This window comes from Niallia yueguangensis (assembly GCF_052663115.1).
In genome coordinates this window covers 1-17795 of the sequence record NZ_JBQTCX010000001.1, presented here as the reverse complement: position 1 = coordinate 17795, position 17795 = coordinate 1, and the positions used below count along the sequence as shown (strand labels likewise).

Here is a 17795-nt window from a genome sequence, read left to right as displayed (position 1 = left end):
AAAAAATGAAAAAAATATCCTATTATTATTTAGAACTTATAAAAATGATCGTAACGTCGATTTTATTTTTTGCTGTTTTTGGCTTTATCAATGATCATTTGATTCAATTAATTACCGGTTATAGCTTCCCTGATGTAAGTTTTTTTCAAGGTAATTCTATTTTGATGATATTGTTTATTGTGCAATATATCGGTGTTAGTCTATTTGTATTTGTATGTTATAAAAATACGATTCAATTTATTGGCTTCCAAAAACAGAAACAAGGCAAAAAGCTTACACCTCAATGGACAAAAAAAATAAGCTTTTTCGCTTTGTTTCTTATTGTCATCTTTTATATGATTCTATTGTTTTAATAATACGTTTGATCAACTTAAAATTTAAACAGAAAATAATTGCGATAATATACATAGTATGATACTATCAAATCAACATATAGATGATTTTTATCTTTTCATCACTATATATAGTAATTGCAATTTCTATTTATCCAAAGTCTCTTTTGCGCTTCCAATGAAGCGACTTTTTTTTGCACAAGCTAGGAGACCTTCCCATTCCTTACGTTTTTATACTCTAAAGGGCCCCTGAGATGATGAAACGATGGCATAAAACGACAGCGGTGTTGTTTTATGCCATCGTTTCATCCACTCAAATGTTTGCGTGGTTTTTATTATCTTTTTTAAGGAGGAAACAAATTGAATACTATTACAGATACAAAAATTAGTATTTTAGAGAAGTTACAATCCGAATTTCCTCATTTGGATTTTCACCAACTAATAAACAGAGCGAAGCAATATTCCGACATAAAAGGAACTGTAAATACACATGAATATATGCATCAATTAATTTTAGAATCATTAAGTTATATGGATGAAGTCGAACCTGATTGGACATATGTTGCCGCAAGACTTTTATTAGTTGATTTATATGACCAAGCAAAACAAAATCGACTAACAGAAGATGTATACAGCAATTTTTACGGATTAATTACTCATTTAACCAAAAACGGCATTTACAACCCAATCTTATTGGATACATACACGAAAGAAGAAATAGATGAATTAGAAAAATGTTTATCGATTTCAAAAGATCATTTATTTACGTATATCGGCTTACGTATGCTTGCAGACCGTTATATCGCCCGTGATCATCAAAAAAGAGTGTTTGAATTGCCACAAGAGCGTTTTATGATCATTAGTATGCTTTTAATGAGCAAAGAGCCATCTACTACTCGTATCGAACATGTAAAAGAAGCTTACTGGGCGCTTAGTAATTTGTATATGACAGTTGCAACACCTACCCTTTCCAATGCCGGTAAGAATTGGGGGCAGCTATCAAGCTGTTTTATTGATACTATCGATGACTCTTTACAATCTATCTATGATAGCAATACTGATATTGCAAACCTTTCAAAAAATGGTGGCGGAATTGGCGTTTATTTAGGAAAAATCCGCAGCAGAGGCAGTGCGATTAAAGGATTTAAAGGTGCATCTTCCGGTGTGATTCCGTGGATGAAACAATTAAATAATACGGCTGTAAGCGTTGATCAGCTTGGTCAAAGAAAAGGTGCAATCAGTGTTTATTTAGACATTTGGCACAAAGATATTTTCTCCTTTTTAGATAGTAAACTAAATAACGGTGATGAGCGATATCGTACGCACGATTTGTTTACAGGCATATGTATACCTGACCTATTTATGGAAAAGGTCGAAAATAGAGAAGACTGGTATTTATTTGATCCGCACGAAGTAAAAAACATTATGGGATTCTCTTTAGAAGACTTTTATGATGAAAAGCAAGGTGAAGGATCTTTCCGTACAAAATATGAACAATGTGTGCAGCATCCTGATTTATCGAAAGAAGTTGTTCCTGCCATCTCTATTATGAAAGGAATTTTAAGAAGCCAATTAGAAACAGGCACTCCTTTTATGTTTTATCGAGATGAAGTAAATCGCAAAAACCCAAATAATCACAAAGGAATGGTCTATTGCACAAATCTTTGTACAGAGATTGTTCAAAATCAAAGTCCAACTATTATGACAGAACAACGCTATGAAGACGGCAAAATTATCATTGAAAAAACTCCAGGCGACTTTGTTGTATGTAATCTTTCATCCATCAACCTTGCAAAAGCAGTAGAGGAAGATGCTTTAGAGAGACTAATTGAAATACAAGTACGCATGTTGGATAATGTAATTGATCTAAATACAATTCCTGTTATACAAGGAGAATTAACAAACAAAAAATACCGCGCAATTGGCTTAGGAACATTTGGATGGCATCATTTATTAGCACTGAAGAAAATTCGCTGGGAAAGTGAAGAAGCAGTCGAATATGCAGATAAGCTTTACGAAAAAATCAGCTATTTAACGATAAAAGCGAGTAATCAGCTTGCAAGTGAAAAAGGAGCCTACCCAGCATTTCCAGGGTCTGATTGGCAAACAGGGGATTATTTTACGAAAAGAGAGTACGATAACGAAACATCTTCTTTAGATTGGAACAAGCTAAAAGAAAATGTAGCAGCAACAGGACTTCGTAATGGCTACTTGCTTGCTGTTGCACCAAACGCATCTACTGCTTTAATAGCTGGTAGTACTCCAAGTATTGATCCAGTATTTAAAAAAGTGTATTCAGAAGAGAAAAAAGATTACAAGATTCCTGTGACAGCACCAGATTTATCCAGTGAAACAACTTGGTATTATAAATCTGCTTATTTAATCGATCAACATTGGAGCATATTACAAAATGCAAAAAGACAAAAACATATTGACCAAGCCATTTCTTTCAATTTATATGTACAAAATACTGTAAAAGCAAAAGAACTTTTAGATTTACATCTAGCTGCATGGAAAAACGGCTTAAAAACAACGTACTATTTACGTTCTACCTCTTCAGAAATAGAAGAATGTGATTCTTGTTCAAGTTGATATCTTACAAAATGAAAGCACAGCAAAAATAGGATTTTTTGCTGTGCTGATTTACTGAAACTTATAAGTTTTGATTATATAAAAAATAGGCTCAGTTAAACGATAATGTTGTTTATGGGAAGGGAATCTGCAAGACTCCTGCGGGATTAGCGAGAAAGACGAGACCCCACAGGAGCAAAGCGACGAGGAGGCTCGGCGCTCGCCCCGCGGAAAGCGTGTGGTAAGCCTCGGAAAACCGAACGAAAACCTCTAAATGCTTGATTTTCCCTATCTATATTTCATAGCATCCACTTTTTCAGTGACCTCGAGGTACAAGCGAGGAGGCTTGCCGGTTCGTCCGCGGAAAGGGAGTAGATTCCCTGACCTTTTGAAAATCAACAATGGAATTTAACTGAGCAAAAAAATAAAAAAGGAGTGCTTCCAAATGTCCGAAACAGTACACAAAAGACCGATAATGAATAGAAACGCACCTAACCGCTCAACTGCCATTATTAATGGAGAATGCTCGAATATTTTAAATTGGGATGATATTCGTTTTAAATGGGCTTTTCCTAAATATAAAAAAATGCTTGCCAATTTCTGGACTCCTTTTGAAATTAATATGAGTCAAGATATGAAGCAGTTTCCCGAATTATCTAAAGACGAACAAGATGCCTTTTTAAAAATAATCGGACTGCTTGCATTATTGGACAGTATTCAAACAGATTACGCAGGAAAAGTGGCAGATTATTTAACAGACTCTAGTTTATCTGCTTTAATGATTATCTTGGCACAGCAAGAAGTTATTCATAACCATTCTTATTCCTATGTATTATCAAGTTTAGTTCCAATGGAAAAACAAGAAGAAGTATTTGAGTTTTGGCGAACAGAACCAATACTAGAAAAACGAAATGAGTTTGTAACAAATGGATATAAAGATTTTGCAGAAAATCCAACGCCAATCAACTTATTAAAATCGATCGTATATGATGTCGTACTAGAAGGGCTGTTCTTCTACTCAGGTTTTGCTTTCTTCTATCATTTAGCGAGAAATCAAAAAATGGTTGGAACAAGTACAATGATTAACTATATCAATCGAGATGAACAAATTCATGTTGATTTGTTTGTACAGATTTATAAAGAAGTATTAGAGCAATATCCTGAATATAACACCCAAGAATTAGCAGATTTTGTACAAGAAACGATGAAAGAAGCAGCACACTTGGAAATTGAGTGGGCCCGCTATATTATCGGCAACAAAATGGACGGCATTCTTTTACAAGATGTAGAGGATTATATTAAATTTTATGCAAATGTGCGTTCCAACCAATTAGGATATGATCGTCCATTTGAAGGCTACCGTACAAACCCTTTAAGATGGATAAAAGCATATGAAGAAGTGGATCTTGGCAAATCGGACTTTTTCGAACAAAAATCACGACAATATGTAAAAGTCAACCATCTCGACAACGGATTTGACGAACTATAAGAATAAATATCAAGTGCTATCCTCATGTGAAGCTCTAAATCTTGCAAGTTTATAGATTGTAGACATTTATGAGGATAGCACTTTATCCTTTAATCCTATATTATGAGGAATGTTCACTTTATTTTAATACTGCTCTTTTTTTATAATCAGTTTTAAACATACAATAATAATAACTAGTTACTAGTTTATTATTGAACAATGGCAAGATTCCTTTTTTTTGAAATCGATAAGTAAAGCCACATTTTTCATTTACTCTTTTGGAGTTATGATTAAAATCAAAATGCCCACACCATATAACATCTAATTCTAAAGTTGTAAAACCATAATCAATTAACCGGTTAACTGCTTCCGGCACAATACCTTTCCCCCAATATTTAGGGTTTAATGCATAGCCAATTTCTCTCTGTTTCAAATGAGCAAGTGTACTATCTGGTTTTCTTTCATGAATTCCAATACTGCCAATCACTTTATTTTCTTCTTTCCAAACAATTGCATATGTATACTCTTTCATTAGAAACGACTTGATAATTTCTTTGCTTTCTTCTTCACTTTTATGCTGTGCCCAGCCTGCGTAAGGACCAACTAAGTCACTACATGCATATTCATATAAATCCTGACTATCTGTTTCTTGCCAGCTTCTTAACATTAATCGCTCTGTATTTAAAGATTCCACTCTCTCCACACCCTTCTAATTTTCAGCAATTCATCAATCTATTTGAAAAGGTTAGATATATGGAAAAAAGATGAATCAGAAAATAGATTCATCTTTCAGGCTGTCGACAAACGCTCGCTTTCTTCGTTGTTCGACTTACTCGGATGCTCATTACCCAACCACGGTAACTCCGCTCCTCCTAAGGCTTCACGCCTCGAAAGTCAACCGTTTTCGATCCGCCTGAGGTTTCTGCAAAAATGAGTTTGTCTACACTCTGAAAAATTAATCAGAAAATAGATTCATCTTTTTTCGCAGGCAAGTTCATCTTCTCGCTACTCTTTCGTAAATATCTTGGAGCGTTTTACATCCCAGCTCCTGTGCTTTCGCTAAATATTTGGTCCAAAGAATAGCGGTAAGCTTTGCGTCTCCAAGTGCATGATGGCGATTGCAAATAGGAATTTCGCTCAATATACACCAATCTTCCAATGTTACAATAGACTGTTTCGGTTCTACTGTTTGAAACAAAAAAGATGTATCAACAATTCGATGCTTAAACGGGGTTTTAAATTGCTTCCAACAAGCAGATTGCATGAAATTTTTTTCATGGGATGAATGGTGGGCAACTAATGTATCATCTTTAGCGAAATCAAAAAAATTCACAAGCACTTCCGACAAATACGGCGCATCTATTAAATCATCATTTTTAATTCCGGTTAATGTAACTATTTCTTCTGGTATTTGTTCATTTATACGAACTAATGAATAAAACTGATCATCTAATATTTCACAACCTCTTACTTTCACTGCACCAATTGAAATAATTTGATCGCCTTTGTCAGGAAAAAAACCAGTGGTTTCTATATCAAATATTACCGTTTTTAAATCTTTTAAAGGCAAGCGGGAAGCCACTTCTACTTTTAAATCTTTTTGCAGTCGTCTCATAAATGCAAGCTGTTGTGAATTAAAGCCATCTGAATTTGTATTAAGTACACTTGGATTAACTTTTCCATATAACTCTCTCATATAATGGAGAAAAGATTCTACACCCATTTTAACACCCTTTTTCAATTATCCTTTGAACTTGATGGTATAACTTAATTCCGCTTCGCAACAATAATTTAATTTCTTGTCTTTCTTGCTTACTTAAGTTCTTTATATTTAAAAAATGAACATCTTTGTATGTTTTAGCGTTTTTAAAAAGTGTAATACGATACTGAAGAATTTTTATAAAATATTTTTCATATGGCTGAAGCAATGATTCATACTTTTCTATTTTTCTCAATTCCTCTATACGACTAATCGTTGAAGTAGATTGAATCCCCTCTTTTATTGCAAGAAGTCTGATAGAGTTTACATATGGTAAATATAAAGTATTTTTCAAGTGAATAGAACCCCTGTGTGGGCCTGTTCTTTCCACAAAAAATTGTCCGAAAATACCTACCCCTTTTTTAATACGCATCACATTATTCATAAAACGTTTTAAAAGAGAAGGGTGCAAAGAACGATATTCATGTATATACGAACGAAGCTCTTCTACGAAAAGTTCATTACCGAATAATTTCCTGCAATCATAAAATATTTGCAAATAACGAATGGATTCCCAACTTTCAGTTTCCATCCAATTCAGCAGCTGATATTGCCATTCTTCTATCGATTTGCACCATAATGGATTGCTGCTCATAACATTTCCTTCACAATAAGGATATCCAACTTCATTTAAGGCATCACTTAATTCTTTGCTAAATTGAATAAAATATGCTTGAAATGCTGGATCCTTCACTTGATATATTATACCATGGTCCTGATCACTAAATAATCCTTGTTCAAATCTACCAGCACTCCCAGTAACAAACCAAACAAAATCACAAGGTGGATAGCCATGTGTTTTTGTAAATTCTTCCAAAGATATATTGAAAACTTGTTTCATAAATCCATCATGACATTTATTTAATTGAATATTAGACTTTGCACAATTGATTATTTGGGTCTCTTTCTCTTGTTTAATTTGATTGATTCTTATAATTCGAGAGCACATCCATGCACTTCCTTAAAAATAGATATAGGATTTAGATTAATACGTTTAAGCAAGCCTTCACCTAATTTAGTTTATTGTATCATATTGATCCTAATTATTTAAAAACTTTATATGTAGATATTAGGATATTAACTGTTTAATAAATCCTTTAGAAAAATTACTTTAAAAGATTTGAAGCCCCACTATAAAAGTGAGGCTTTCATCTATTAATCAAATCATAAAAAAGCTTTTAGTTTATATTATTTTTGTTTTCTTCTTTTGAAAGAAAAACTTCTGGATATCCGTAAGTACCATGTTCACTAATATCTAAGCCCATGATTTCTTCTTCTTCCGTTACACGAAGTCCGCTGATTTTTTTGATAACGAATAAGATAACAAAGCTTACTACAAAAGCGAATAATGCAGAAACTACAATACCTGTTGCCTGAACACCTAACTGATGGAATCCACCACCATAGAATAATCCTGGCTTACCTACTGTCGCAAGTTCTTTTGTAGCAAAAAACCCATTTGACAATGTTCCCCAAACCCCTGCAGTACCATGTACCGATAATGCAAAAATCGGATCATCAATTTTTCTATTTTCAAAGAATCGAACACTGTAGAATACTAGAATACCAGCAATAAAGCCGATAACTACCGCTGCCCAAGTATCAACGAACGCACAAGATGCAGTGATTGCAACTAAACCAGCTAATGCACCGTTTAACATAGTAGATATATCAGATTTCCCTAATACAATCCAAGAGATTAATAAAGCAGAAACAGATCCAGCTGCTGCAGCTAAGTTCGTATTTAATGCAACAAATCCAAAGAATCCGTCTGCTACAGAAACCGTACTACCTGCGTTAAATCCAAACCAGCCAACCCAAAGAATAATAACACTTAATGCTGTATACACTTGGTTATGACCAAAAATAGGGTTTGCAGAACCATCTGCATTGTATTTACCAATACGAGGCTTTAATAAAATAGTAGCAGCTAATGCAGCCATTGCACCAGTTAAATGCACTACTGTTGAACCAGCAAAGTCTTGTTTACCGTGTTCGAACAACCAGCCGCCGCCCCAAATCCAGTGTGCAACAACAGGATAAACTAAAGCTGAGAATAGTACTGAGAAAATAAGATAAACAGATAATTTCGCACGTTCAGCAAAACCACCAAGCGCAATCGTTAAAGAAATTCCTGCGAATGCCAATTGGAAAACAAAAAATACTGTTGTTTGAAGCCCTGCACCATCTGCTTGTGCTCCAGAATAGAAGAAATCAGTCAACCCAACAAAAAAGTTTCCGTTTCCTCCAAAGATAAAACCATATCCTACCGCCCAAAATACTAAAGAAGCAATACCAAAAGTGAAAATTGTTTTACCAGCAATATGACCAGCATTTTTCATTCTTGTGGAACCAGCTTCAAGTAAAATAAATCCACCTAACATAAAAATAACTAAAATTGCAGCAACCATCGTCCACAAGCTGTTCATTAAAAATTCTAACTGTTCCATTAGGATTTCTTCCCCCTTTATGTATAAATACTAACATTAAGTGTCATATAATCTAACACGTTAATAACTTTATTTTACCGATATTATATTATCTGTCAATATCCTTTTTAGATTTAATTTTCAAAAAAAAGAAATATTTCTAATATTTATGTATAAAACATTCCTTTTTTTCATTTTTTACTATAAAAATACAAAAAAACTATAATAAAAAAATTAAAATATTTTAGTTGAATACACAAAGTGATATTCCAACAATTTTAATAATATATCTCGTAAAATAGTAATCGCTCGTACCCGTTAAGAACGATAAAAATGAGGCCCTTTTCGTATAGATTGTTGCTATCTAACCCGCAGCCTGAATACACTTCGCTTTCCGCGGGCGAGCGTCGAGCCGCTTCGCCGCTTTGCTCCTGCAGGGTCTCGTCTATCTCGCTTTTCCCGCAGGAGTCTACGTGTATTCAGGCTGCTCAGTACATTTAAAGGTTTTTCATCTTAATCAAATAGCAACAAACTTTTAGAAAACAGCCAAAAAATAATATTTTTAAAAATTCAGTTTTTTCAAAATATTACAGAAAAAGCAGACACTAGAATTGTCTGCCTTTCCCTCATTTCAATTTAGTGAATAAACGTTGCACCAACGATAATCAATAAGATGAATAATACAACGATTAATGCGAAGCCTGAACCGCATCCACCAGCACCATATCCGTATCCGCCATATCCGTAACCGTACATAAGAACATCTCCCTTTGTTTTTTGTATACTCATTAACCTTACTTCATAAAGTTAACGGGGAAGCAGATATATTGTAATCAAAACTAATCACAATAACACTTCCTTTCAAAACATCTTATGCACAAATTGATCATTCGGTTGGGTGAATGTCTATATTCAGCAAAAAACCTATTGGCTTTTTGCTGATTTAATCTTTTCTGCTGCTACCGTCTCTACTAAGTTTTTTGCACTTTCAAAGGGATAAGCTGCCATACTTACCTCTGAAATAACAGCAACACCATCCGCTCCTGCACAAATTACTTCACCTGCGTTATCATTTGTAATTCCGCCAATCCCTACTATTGGAACTTGAATTTTATTTTTTTGCAATTCTTTTAGTAACCTTGTTCCTTGGACTGGCTCTGCATCCTTTTTTGTTTTTGTTGGAAAAATAGGACCTATTCCAACATAATCTGCCCCTGCTTTTATAGCAGATTTCACTTCTTCTACTGTATGCGCAGAAACACCTACTATTTTATTTCCTATTTTCTTTTTTACTGCTTCTGCCTTTTCGTCTTCTTGGCCAATATGAACACCATCTGCTCCAATCTGAAGCGCTAAGTCTACATCATCGTTCACAATAAAAGGAACATTATATTCCTTACATTTGTTTTGTAGTTTTCTCGCCAACGCTGTTTTTTCTGAGCCAGTTAGTGAGCCTGCTCCTTTTTCTCTGAATTGGAATATCGTGATTCCTGCTTTTAACGCTTCTGTTAATACATATTCAGGATCTAATTCACTATTATTGCTGCCCATAATAAAATAAACTTTTAATAAATTCTTTATATAATCCTGCTTATACTTGGTCATCTATTGTCTCCCCAATTATTACTTCATTGAATGATTTTGCTGTTTTTGATACGCCCAATGGTTTGTTGGTCCATGGCCATTCCCTATATGCAAATCCTCTTTAATGGCATAATAAACAAAATCCTTTGCAATTCGAAAAGATTCTTCCATTGATTTACCATTAGCTAAGCATGCCGCTGTTGCTGCTGCAAAAGTACAGCCAGTACCATGCGTATTTTTTGTTGAAAATCTTTTTGATTGCAGTTCCGTATAGTTTTTGCCATCGAATAATAAATCTATTAATAGGTCACCACTTCCATGTCCACCTTTAATAATGACATTTTTAGCCCCTAACTCATATAATTTTTCTGCTGCTAATTTGCGATCATCCCAAGTATTGATACTAATTCCAGTCAGTTCTTCTGCTTCTGGTATATTAGGAGTAATGACAGTCGCAATCGGCAATAAATACTGACACATTGCATCAATTGCTTCTTGCTTTAACAAAGCAGCCCCCCCTTTTGCTATCATAACGGGATCAACTACAATTTGTGACCAATTGTATTTTTTTATTTTTGACACAACCAGCTCAATGATTTCTCTACTAAATAACATACCTGTTTTTACTGCATCTGTTCCAATATCAGTAGCTACTGCATCTATTTGTTTTTCAATTGCTTCAAGGCTCATCGGATAAACAGCATCTACACCAAGAGTATTTTGTGCTGTAACAGCAGTGATTGCTGTCATTCCAAATACATTTAACTCTTGAAATGTTTTAAGATCTGCTTGTATGCCAGCACCGCCGCCACTATCTGATCCAGCAATCGTTAATGCTTTTCGAATACTCATTGTTTATTCTCCTCCTAGCTTTTCGATCTTGTTTAAATGGGCAATGTGCTCTTCATTTATTAAATATAATTGATTTAATAATTCTATCTGCAAACTTCCCGGTCCATACTCCTTAATCTGTTTGGCAGCAAGTTCTGCTGCCACCCCATAAGTAACCAATCCAGCAACACTTGCAGCTACAATATCTTTTTCCACTGCAATAAAGGAAGCGATAACTGACGTTAACAAACAGCCTGCACCGGTGACTTTCGTTAATAGCGGATGGCTATTGCCTATTAAATAAGTATTTTCCCCATCTGTAACTACATCTTTTTCGCCTGTAATAACAACCGGTGCTTGAATCGCTGCAGATGCGGCATTGGCTATCTTAATTGGATCTTCCATCACTCCCATTGCATCTACTCCTTTAATGGCCGTTTTAATGCCGGCAACATTTGCTACTTCGGCAATATTGCCACGCAATAAAGAAATCTTTATTTCTTTCATTATCTTCTGTACACTTTCCGTACGAAAGGAAGTAGCACCTGCTCCAACAGGATCCAGGATAACCGGTGTATTTGCCTTATTAGCTGCTTTTCCAGCTATAATCATATTTTCAATCGTTTCTGCCGTTAATGTTCCGATATTCAACACGAGTGCATCTGCAATCGTAGCCATCTCTGCCACTTCTTCTTTTGCATATGCCATAACTGGAGATGCTCCTAGAGCTAATAAACCGTTTGCTGTAAAATTCGTAACGACCACATTCGTCATATTATGAATAAGCGGAGCTCTTTCTCTTAATCTAGTCAGCATGTTTGCTACATTAACTGGTTTCATTATTTCTTCCATATGTATTCCTCACTTTTTATCATTTTCTTGTGTAATAGGTACTTAATTTCTAACATTGTATTTTTTCCAAATAAAAAAGCCATGGTTGATTCTTTCCTTCCCTCTCGCTCCAACGATAAGGTTTTGAAAAGTTCGAACATGGCTTATTATATACACCTGTATTTATCATATTGTTCCACAATTACATATACACCTCCCTGCGCTGGCATTATCCAACAGGTTCATTCGGTCAATGACAGATTAGTCATCCTCTCAGCCTGATTCCTCAAGCTCCCGACACTATTCAGTTTCCTTAAATTTTAAAGTATTTTTATGTTTGTTGCAAGATTCTATCCATCTTTCAACTTAATCTTTGCTGTTTCTTTATGATAATTCCAATAAATATTTTTTGATTTTTTGTTTTCTTTGTTAAAAATTAGTTCTTCACAAATAGCATAATCTGTTTATACCATAATCAGTTGCAATATCTTGTACTGATGTAGAAAGGCAACCTTGCTCCTTAACAATTTTATAGCAATATCCTGTGTAATAATCATCCTTAAGAACACTTAACTTGACACCATTTGACTTATAGTACAAAAATATAAACATATAGTCAAACCTATTGTTTGTATTTTAAAACAATAAGGTCCTTAATTAATGTATGGGAGTGTTTGAAAATGGAAAATCTTATTGATCTAAAAAAAACTGCATTAGTTGTAATTGACTTACAAAAATGGCTAGGAAACCAATATGCTCCATATTCTGCAGAACAAGTTATTCATAATGCTTCTGCACTAGCAGATTCTTTTCGCAAAACAGGTGCTTTTGTCTCCTTGGTTCGTGTTTCAAGCAAGGATATGAAAGATATACCCCACCCTAAACTAGATATTGCTCCGCCACCATTAAATATGCCTAATGGTTGGGATGAATTTGTTCAAGAACTAAACGTTTCTAAATCAGATCACATAGTAACTAAAAAACAATGGGGAGCATTTTATGGAACTGACTTAGATTTGCAATTGCGTCGCCGAGGAATAGATACTATAGTATTATGCGGGATAGCAACAGGACTTGGTGTAGATACAACAGCTCGAGAAGCATTTATGCATGGTTATAATCTTATATTTAGTATTGATGCTATGACAGGATTTTCACAAGAGGAGCACGATCATGTAAAAAACTTTATCTTCCCTAGAATAGGGAAAATACGAACAACTAGCGAAATAATAAAATCTATGAATTAACAATGTTTTACTCTTGAAGGGTAGTATCTGTTATCAATTAGTAGGGGATTAGTTCATTTCTAATGAACTAATCTACTTATAAATCATATAAATACTGCTCTATCGGCTTTTCGATTTGTTTTACACCTTTTATTTGCAATACAGGCATCGTACCCCCATCTTTTTCTTCTTTTTTTATGATGGCAGATACTTTATACCAGCTGCCTGTTTTTAATGACTGCACATCTCCTGATAACAAATATCCATAAATAGAAGTATCGGCAACACAATGGGTCATCAATTGTCTTGCAATAACAGCTTCATTTGCGGAGAAATTTTCTTCTCTATAAATAAAACCGTTTATTTCTATTTCTGTTCCAACTAATGAATCCAGTTTATTATTTAGTAAATCCATAACCATAAAAAAATTTTCATCATTCACAACCAGTTTTTTATTTACGATAATATTTTCTAAATCCTGTTCTGTACCTTGCTTCGTATCTGAAATATACCCTGCAGTGGATAACAATTCTTTATTAATAGAAAAATCTTGAATAGTAAAAAAGAAAAATAATGGACTAACAAACAAAAGGTAGGGAGCAAGTAGTTTAATTATAGAGGTGTTTTGATCACAAACATCACAATCACAATCTGCCCCTTGTAGATTGCTGTTTAACAATCGAAAGAAACCTAATAAAAATAAAGCTGCCATTGAAAATAGCAGAAACGGAATCATTTTTGGAGCAATAAGCAAAGTAAGTGTGTTTTTAACGTATAATTTAAAAATAAGTAAACTAAAACTAATTAAAATGATTCCTTGAAGTTCATTCGAAAATTGCCAATTTGGACTCCATCTTATTTTCAACATTCTCTTCTCCCCTCCTTTTTTCTGATTCAAAGATTATAATGAAAGGAAACTACCTGCTAAAATCGATAAAAGAAATACAACGATTGTCACAAAAAACATAAACAACATCACAAACTTTATCTTAAAGGAAGACAACATCACAAACGTGTTTTTCAAATCAAGAATGGGGCCAAATACTAAAAATCCTAATAATGCTTGTGCGGAGAAAATTTTCGCAAAGGAAGCGGCAACAAATGCATCTGCCTCTGAACATAAAGATAAGACATAAGCTAGTCCCATCATAACAGCTGTTCCTTGAAAAGAAGTTTCCGCAGCTTGTACAACTGCAGAACCTTGCACATACAATTGAGCAAAACTCGCAAACAATGCACCAATCATAAAATATTTGCCTACCGTAAAAAATTCATGACATGTATGATGAAGTATTCCTTTCCACTTCGATTCCCCTCTATTTCGATTTACTTGGACAGTATTTATCAAATCATCCTTTTGTATTTTCAAAACATTTCCTTTTCCAAAAATAAAATATATAAGGGAACTTACGACCACAGCAGCTACAATACAAACAAGGAACCTCCCATATACTAATTGCAGGTTATTTTGAAAAGCAAAATAAGTGCTGCCAAATACAATAATATTTAAAATAGGGGCTCCCATTAATAATACGACACCAACATGAATAGGAACTCCTTTTTGAATAAGCCTGCGGACAACAGGAATAATGGCGCATTCACAAACAGGTGTAATGACCGCAGCTAAAAGCGCCATTCCTATTGCCGCTACTGGATTCTTCGGAATAAACTTTGCAATCATATTTTCTGAAATAAATAGATTAATAACCGACGAAGCGATAGCACCTAATAAAAGAAAAGGCAAAGCTTCTAAAAAAATGCCTAAAAAAAGAATAAAAATTGTTTTGCCATCTTCAGATAACGCTATTCCGATTGATTGAATAAATGCCTCATTCCCAAAAAAGAATAAAGACATCATTAAGAAGAATAATGTAAAAATAACGATATCTTTTAACGATGTTGGAATAGACATATATAAACTCCTTCTATTATTATTTAACCCTTCTATATTCGTGATAAACCACAAAAAGCTTGTCTTTTCTTCTATTAAACAATATGCCATCTAGTTTCTCATTATAACTAGACGCATGATTTAACTAAAAGCCAAAAAATACGCTTTATTCTCGTTTACTATATTCTCCATCTTTCTATAAATGAACATCCTGTTCTTTTAATCCTTCACCAATTAAAATAATTTGTCCTCTAGCATAAGATGGATGATCTTTTAGTTGTTCCCAAATGAGTTGACCAGATGCAAATTGAAAATGATACCACTCCATATCATCACAGTTTTGAACCGTACCTTTTGCTCTTATCAATTTATCTTTATGCTTTAAAAGCAATTCTTTTATGTCTCTTTTTGATAATTCTTTACGTTGTTCAATTTTAATTGCTTTTAAATGAAGATGGTTTGAATGGATATCGCCGGTGTTTTCAGGAAGAACAAATGTATGGTTTTCTAAATAATTAGTCACTCCTTCTCCATATGTGGAATAGACGATAGGTGCTGTTTGATTGTATTTGCGTACAAGTTTATTTATTTTTTCTATTTTCTCTTTTTTTGGAAGCTGGTCCATTTTATTTAATACAAGCAGACTCCCCCTCTCCATTTGTTCCTTCTGCAATTGTCTTACTTCTTTTGAACTAGAAAAAACGCTTATATAGTCTGTTACATGGACACTGTCAATCACACATATACTTTGTTCTATCGTAAAATGCTCTGCAAATTGTTTTTCTGCAAATGTTTCGATTATTTCCCCAGGATTTGCCACGCCAGTTCCCTCTAAAAGGATTACATCTATTTTTTCTTGCTTAACAATCGTCATTAATTCAGTTAAGGTGGTTTTTAAATCCTCTTTAATCGAACAGCAAACACAGCCATTCAACAGTTCGAATAACGATTCATCTGCAAATAAATGCTTCTCTACATTGGCATTCCCCAACTCATTTAAGATAATCGCTATTTTTTTGTTGTTTTTTTTAAAATACTCCTTACACTTTAATAATGTACTTGTCTTCCCACTCCCTAAAAAGCCGTTAATTAAATATACAGCCGTTTTTGACATAAAAAAACCTCCTTCACTTATGTATATATATGAAGGAGATGGTTCATTTAGTACAGCATATAATCACAACAATTCTTATTTTCATTGTCCTATGATTCTAAGCTGAAAGTTGTTAGGAATATATTTATTTCTCTTTTTACTCGACTTCTTGTAAGCTTGCTATATCTACTTCAGTTGGTTCTTTCATTCCTCCGATTAAATGTACAATAGCTGTTTCATTTGCTTCTTTAATTTCATCAATCCAGATAGAAACACCATTGTATTGCACTTCAATTTCTGCTGGAGACGAAAGAATTTGCTTTGCTCTGTTTATATCCAATTTTCCCACCTACTTCCCTTTTAGAAATTCAGCTCCAACTGTTAAGTAAAGATCTTTAAGTTGGTTCCCATTCTCGACAATGGTTACTTTTTCATTATGCCAATTATTTCTTTTCCTATTCTTTATTTTCTCAGCGCATCATAACCAATTTTTGTTTCATTAGAGATTGACCTATGTTTGAACCTTCTCTATACTTAATAGCTGATGTTAGAAAGCAGGGTGAGTTATGGATTTTGAAATTATCCATCTTTCCTTTTATATAGTGACAGTGGAAGGAAAAGATGAAAAAGCAATCAAACAATATAAACATTTTCAAACATTAAATGATGCTGATTACGAAGACAGTACATTAAAAGAATTTTTAGATGGTGAGCTTGAAAAGATTGCAAAACGGAAAGTAGACCGCCATCCAAAATCAGAAAACGCTCCAACAAAAATAGGCAGGTTCATTGTGGAACCAGGCCATGATGCAACATCAAATCCTAATTACAATCTATTTCAGGCGGTCAGAGCAGCAAGTACACGAGAAACATTTCAAGAAAATGCTGAAAAAATTGTCTCTACCTATATTGATACGAGTGCCATTAGAGGCGGTGTTTTTCTTGTAGCTACCGCTAAATTACGCAAATATTTTGATGAACCGTTTCTGTTTATTTTGAAATGTGATTTCGAACCAAAAGTTGCCAGCATTACCGACGAAAAAACAATGATTAAACAAGTAGAAATGGCCATCACCACCAAAAATATGAAAAGCATACAATACCCCTACATGCCAGAAGAAGGCATGATAGAGGAAAATGAACTGAAAATCCATCAATCTTCCCATGCACGCTATTTCGAGGATTTCCTGAAATTTGTAGAATATGGAGAATCGATGCCAGAAATCATCAAATCGCAAGTAATGACAATGGTACAGACCCATATTGAAGAAACGTATGATACAGAAAGTGAAGAAAAAGAGCAGTTCGAAACAGCGATGGAAGTGTGGGCTACGAGTCCAAAGCGTGAATTGCAAGAACGTTTCACCACAGAACAAGTTGTTGAAGCAACCGCTCAAATTATTGAGCATTCACCAGATGCGGAGTTAAAGATGAAGCTTGACCATATTGCCGTGAAAGGATTGCTGAGTGATTATGGTGATAGTATTCATTTGGCTAAGGTAAATAATAAATATGTATTGCTCGTTGAGGCAGATTCGATACAGTTTGAGCAAGGAGGATATTCTCCGATCGAGCTATTGCGCCCTGATGAGTTGGATGTGGTGTTGGAAAAAATCCGCAATAAATCTTAAGAGTCATACGGAAAAAAGCCGAAATGTGAGCAATATAATTATAAAAAATCATTGATATTACAGTGTTTTATAATCATCCTTGTTATTAATTTTTATCTTATAACATATTCTACAGTACGAAAACAGTTATAGAGATAACTCTATAACTG

Annotated in this window: 18 protein-coding genes; 5 read left to right on the top strand and 13 right to left on the bottom strand. The window is 34.2% G+C overall.

Features of this window, described 5'->3' with window-relative positions; translation table 11 throughout:
• The first annotated feature begins 5 nt into the window (after positions 1-5).
• The 3 genes from ACTYA4_RS00090 (at position 6) to ACTYA4_RS00080 (ending at position 4392) form a co-directional block, all read left to right on the top strand.
• Complete coding sequence (locus tag ACTYA4_RS00090) at positions 6-353, top strand: hypothetical protein (RefSeq protein ID WP_443479505.1); 348 nt, start codon at positions 6-8, stop codon at positions 351-353.
• A 339-nt stretch (positions 354-692) separates the two neighbouring features.
• Positions 693-2924 (top strand): ribonucleoside-diphosphate reductase subunit alpha, encoded by a 2232-nt coding sequence (locus tag ACTYA4_RS00085; protein ID WP_443479504.1) that lies wholly within the window; start codon positions 693-695, stop codon positions 2922-2924.
• A gap of 424 nt (positions 2925-3348) precedes the next feature.
• Positions 3349-4392, top strand: a complete 1044-nt coding sequence (locus ACTYA4_RS00080; RefSeq protein WP_443479503.1) for a ribonucleotide-diphosphate reductase subunit beta — start codon at positions 3349-3351, stop codon at positions 4390-4392.
• A 118-nt stretch (positions 4393-4510) separates the two neighbouring features.
• Here the strand turns inward: ACTYA4_RS00080 and ACTYA4_RS00075 are convergent, their stop codons facing one another.
• The 9 genes from ACTYA4_RS00075 to ACTYA4_RS00035 all read right to left on the bottom strand — a co-directional run bounded on the left by ACTYA4_RS00075 (position 4511) and on the right by ACTYA4_RS00035 (position 12257).
• Positions 4511-5065 carry a GNAT family N-acetyltransferase gene (locus ACTYA4_RS00075; RefSeq protein ID WP_443479502.1) on the bottom strand — a complete coding sequence of 185 codons (555 nt, stop codon included), beginning with the start codon at positions 5063-5065 and terminating at the stop codon, positions 4511-4513.
• Between the two features lie 300 nt (positions 5066-5365).
• Entirely contained in the window at positions 5366-6094 is a 729-nt protein-coding gene (locus ACTYA4_RS00070) for an exonuclease domain-containing protein (RefSeq protein WP_443479501.1), read from the bottom strand.
• Position 6095: 1 nt separating this feature from the next.
• The gene (locus ACTYA4_RS00065) at positions 6096-7079 is read right to left on the bottom strand and encodes a DUF294 nucleotidyltransferase-like domain-containing protein (protein WP_445505407.1); all 984 of its coding nucleotides are present in this window, start codon (positions 7077-7079) and stop codon (positions 6096-6098) included.
• A gap of 229 nt (positions 7080-7308) precedes the next feature.
• Entirely contained in the window at positions 7309-8580 is a 1272-nt protein-coding gene (locus tag ACTYA4_RS00060) for an ammonium transporter (protein ID WP_443479499.1), read from the bottom strand.
• 615 nt (positions 8581-9195) lie between these two features.
• The gene (locus ACTYA4_RS00055) at positions 9196-9315 is read right to left on the bottom strand and encodes a YjcZ family sporulation protein (RefSeq protein ID WP_443479792.1); all 120 of its coding nucleotides are present in this window, start codon (positions 9313-9315) and stop codon (positions 9196-9198) included.
• Positions 9316-9483: 168 nt separating this feature from the next.
• The gene (gene thiE, locus ACTYA4_RS00050; protein WP_445505406.1) at positions 9484-10164 is read right to left on the bottom strand and encodes a thiamine phosphate synthase; all 681 of its coding nucleotides are present in this window, start codon (positions 10162-10164) and stop codon (positions 9484-9486) included.
• Positions 10165-10182: 18 nt separating this feature from the next.
• Positions 10183-10995: a bifunctional hydroxymethylpyrimidine kinase/phosphomethylpyrimidine kinase gene (gene thiD, locus ACTYA4_RS00045; protein WP_443479497.1), complete on the bottom strand. Its 813-nt coding sequence runs from the start codon at positions 10993-10995 to the stop codon at positions 10183-10185.
• A 3-nt stretch (positions 10996-10998) separates the two neighbouring features.
• Positions 10999-11814 carry a hydroxyethylthiazole kinase gene (thiM, locus tag ACTYA4_RS00040; RefSeq protein WP_443479791.1) on the bottom strand — a complete coding sequence of 272 codons (816 nt, stop codon included), beginning with the start codon at positions 11812-11814 and terminating at the stop codon, positions 10999-11001.
• Between the two features lie 341 nt (positions 11815-12155).
• Positions 12156-12257: a DUF5412 family protein gene (locus ACTYA4_RS00035; RefSeq protein WP_443479790.1), complete on the bottom strand. Its 102-nt coding sequence runs from the start codon at positions 12255-12257 to the stop codon at positions 12156-12158.
• A 228-nt stretch (positions 12258-12485) separates the two neighbouring features.
• Between ACTYA4_RS00035 and ACTYA4_RS00030 the strand changes: the two genes are divergently transcribed.
• Positions 12486-13052, top strand: a complete 567-nt coding sequence (locus ACTYA4_RS00030; RefSeq protein WP_443479496.1) for a hydrolase — start codon at positions 12486-12488, stop codon at positions 13050-13052.
• 76 nt (positions 13053-13128) lie between these two features.
• Here ACTYA4_RS00030 and ACTYA4_RS00025 read toward each other — a convergent pair whose 3' ends face one another.
• The 4 genes from ACTYA4_RS00025 to ACTYA4_RS00010 all read right to left on the bottom strand — a co-directional run bounded on the left by ACTYA4_RS00025 (position 13129) and on the right by ACTYA4_RS00010 (position 16355).
• The gene (locus ACTYA4_RS00025; protein WP_443479495.1) at positions 13129-13899 is read right to left on the bottom strand and encodes a TIGR03943 family putative permease subunit; all 771 of its coding nucleotides are present in this window, start codon (positions 13897-13899) and stop codon (positions 13129-13131) included.
• Positions 13900-13932: 33 nt separating this feature from the next.
• Positions 13933-14943, bottom strand: a complete 1011-nt coding sequence (locus ACTYA4_RS00020; RefSeq protein WP_443479494.1) for a permease — start codon at positions 14941-14943, stop codon at positions 13933-13935.
• Between the two features lie 175 nt (positions 14944-15118).
• Positions 15119-16036, bottom strand: coding sequence for a CobW family GTP-binding protein (locus ACTYA4_RS00015; protein WP_445505405.1), 918 nt, complete (start codon positions 16034-16036; stop codon positions 15119-15121).
• A gap of 136 nt (positions 16037-16172) precedes the next feature.
• On the bottom strand, positions 16173-16355 hold the full coding sequence (locus tag ACTYA4_RS00010; protein WP_443479492.1) for an H-type small acid-soluble spore protein: 183 nt from the start codon (positions 16353-16355) through the stop codon (positions 16173-16175).
• 226 nt (positions 16356-16581) lie between these two features.
• Between ACTYA4_RS00010 and ACTYA4_RS00005 the strand changes: the two genes are divergently transcribed.
• Complete coding sequence (locus ACTYA4_RS00005; RefSeq protein WP_445505404.1) at positions 16582-17646, top strand: DUF3900 domain-containing protein; 1065 nt, start codon at positions 16582-16584, stop codon at positions 17644-17646.
• The last annotated feature ends 149 nt before the right edge of the window (positions 17647-17795 follow it).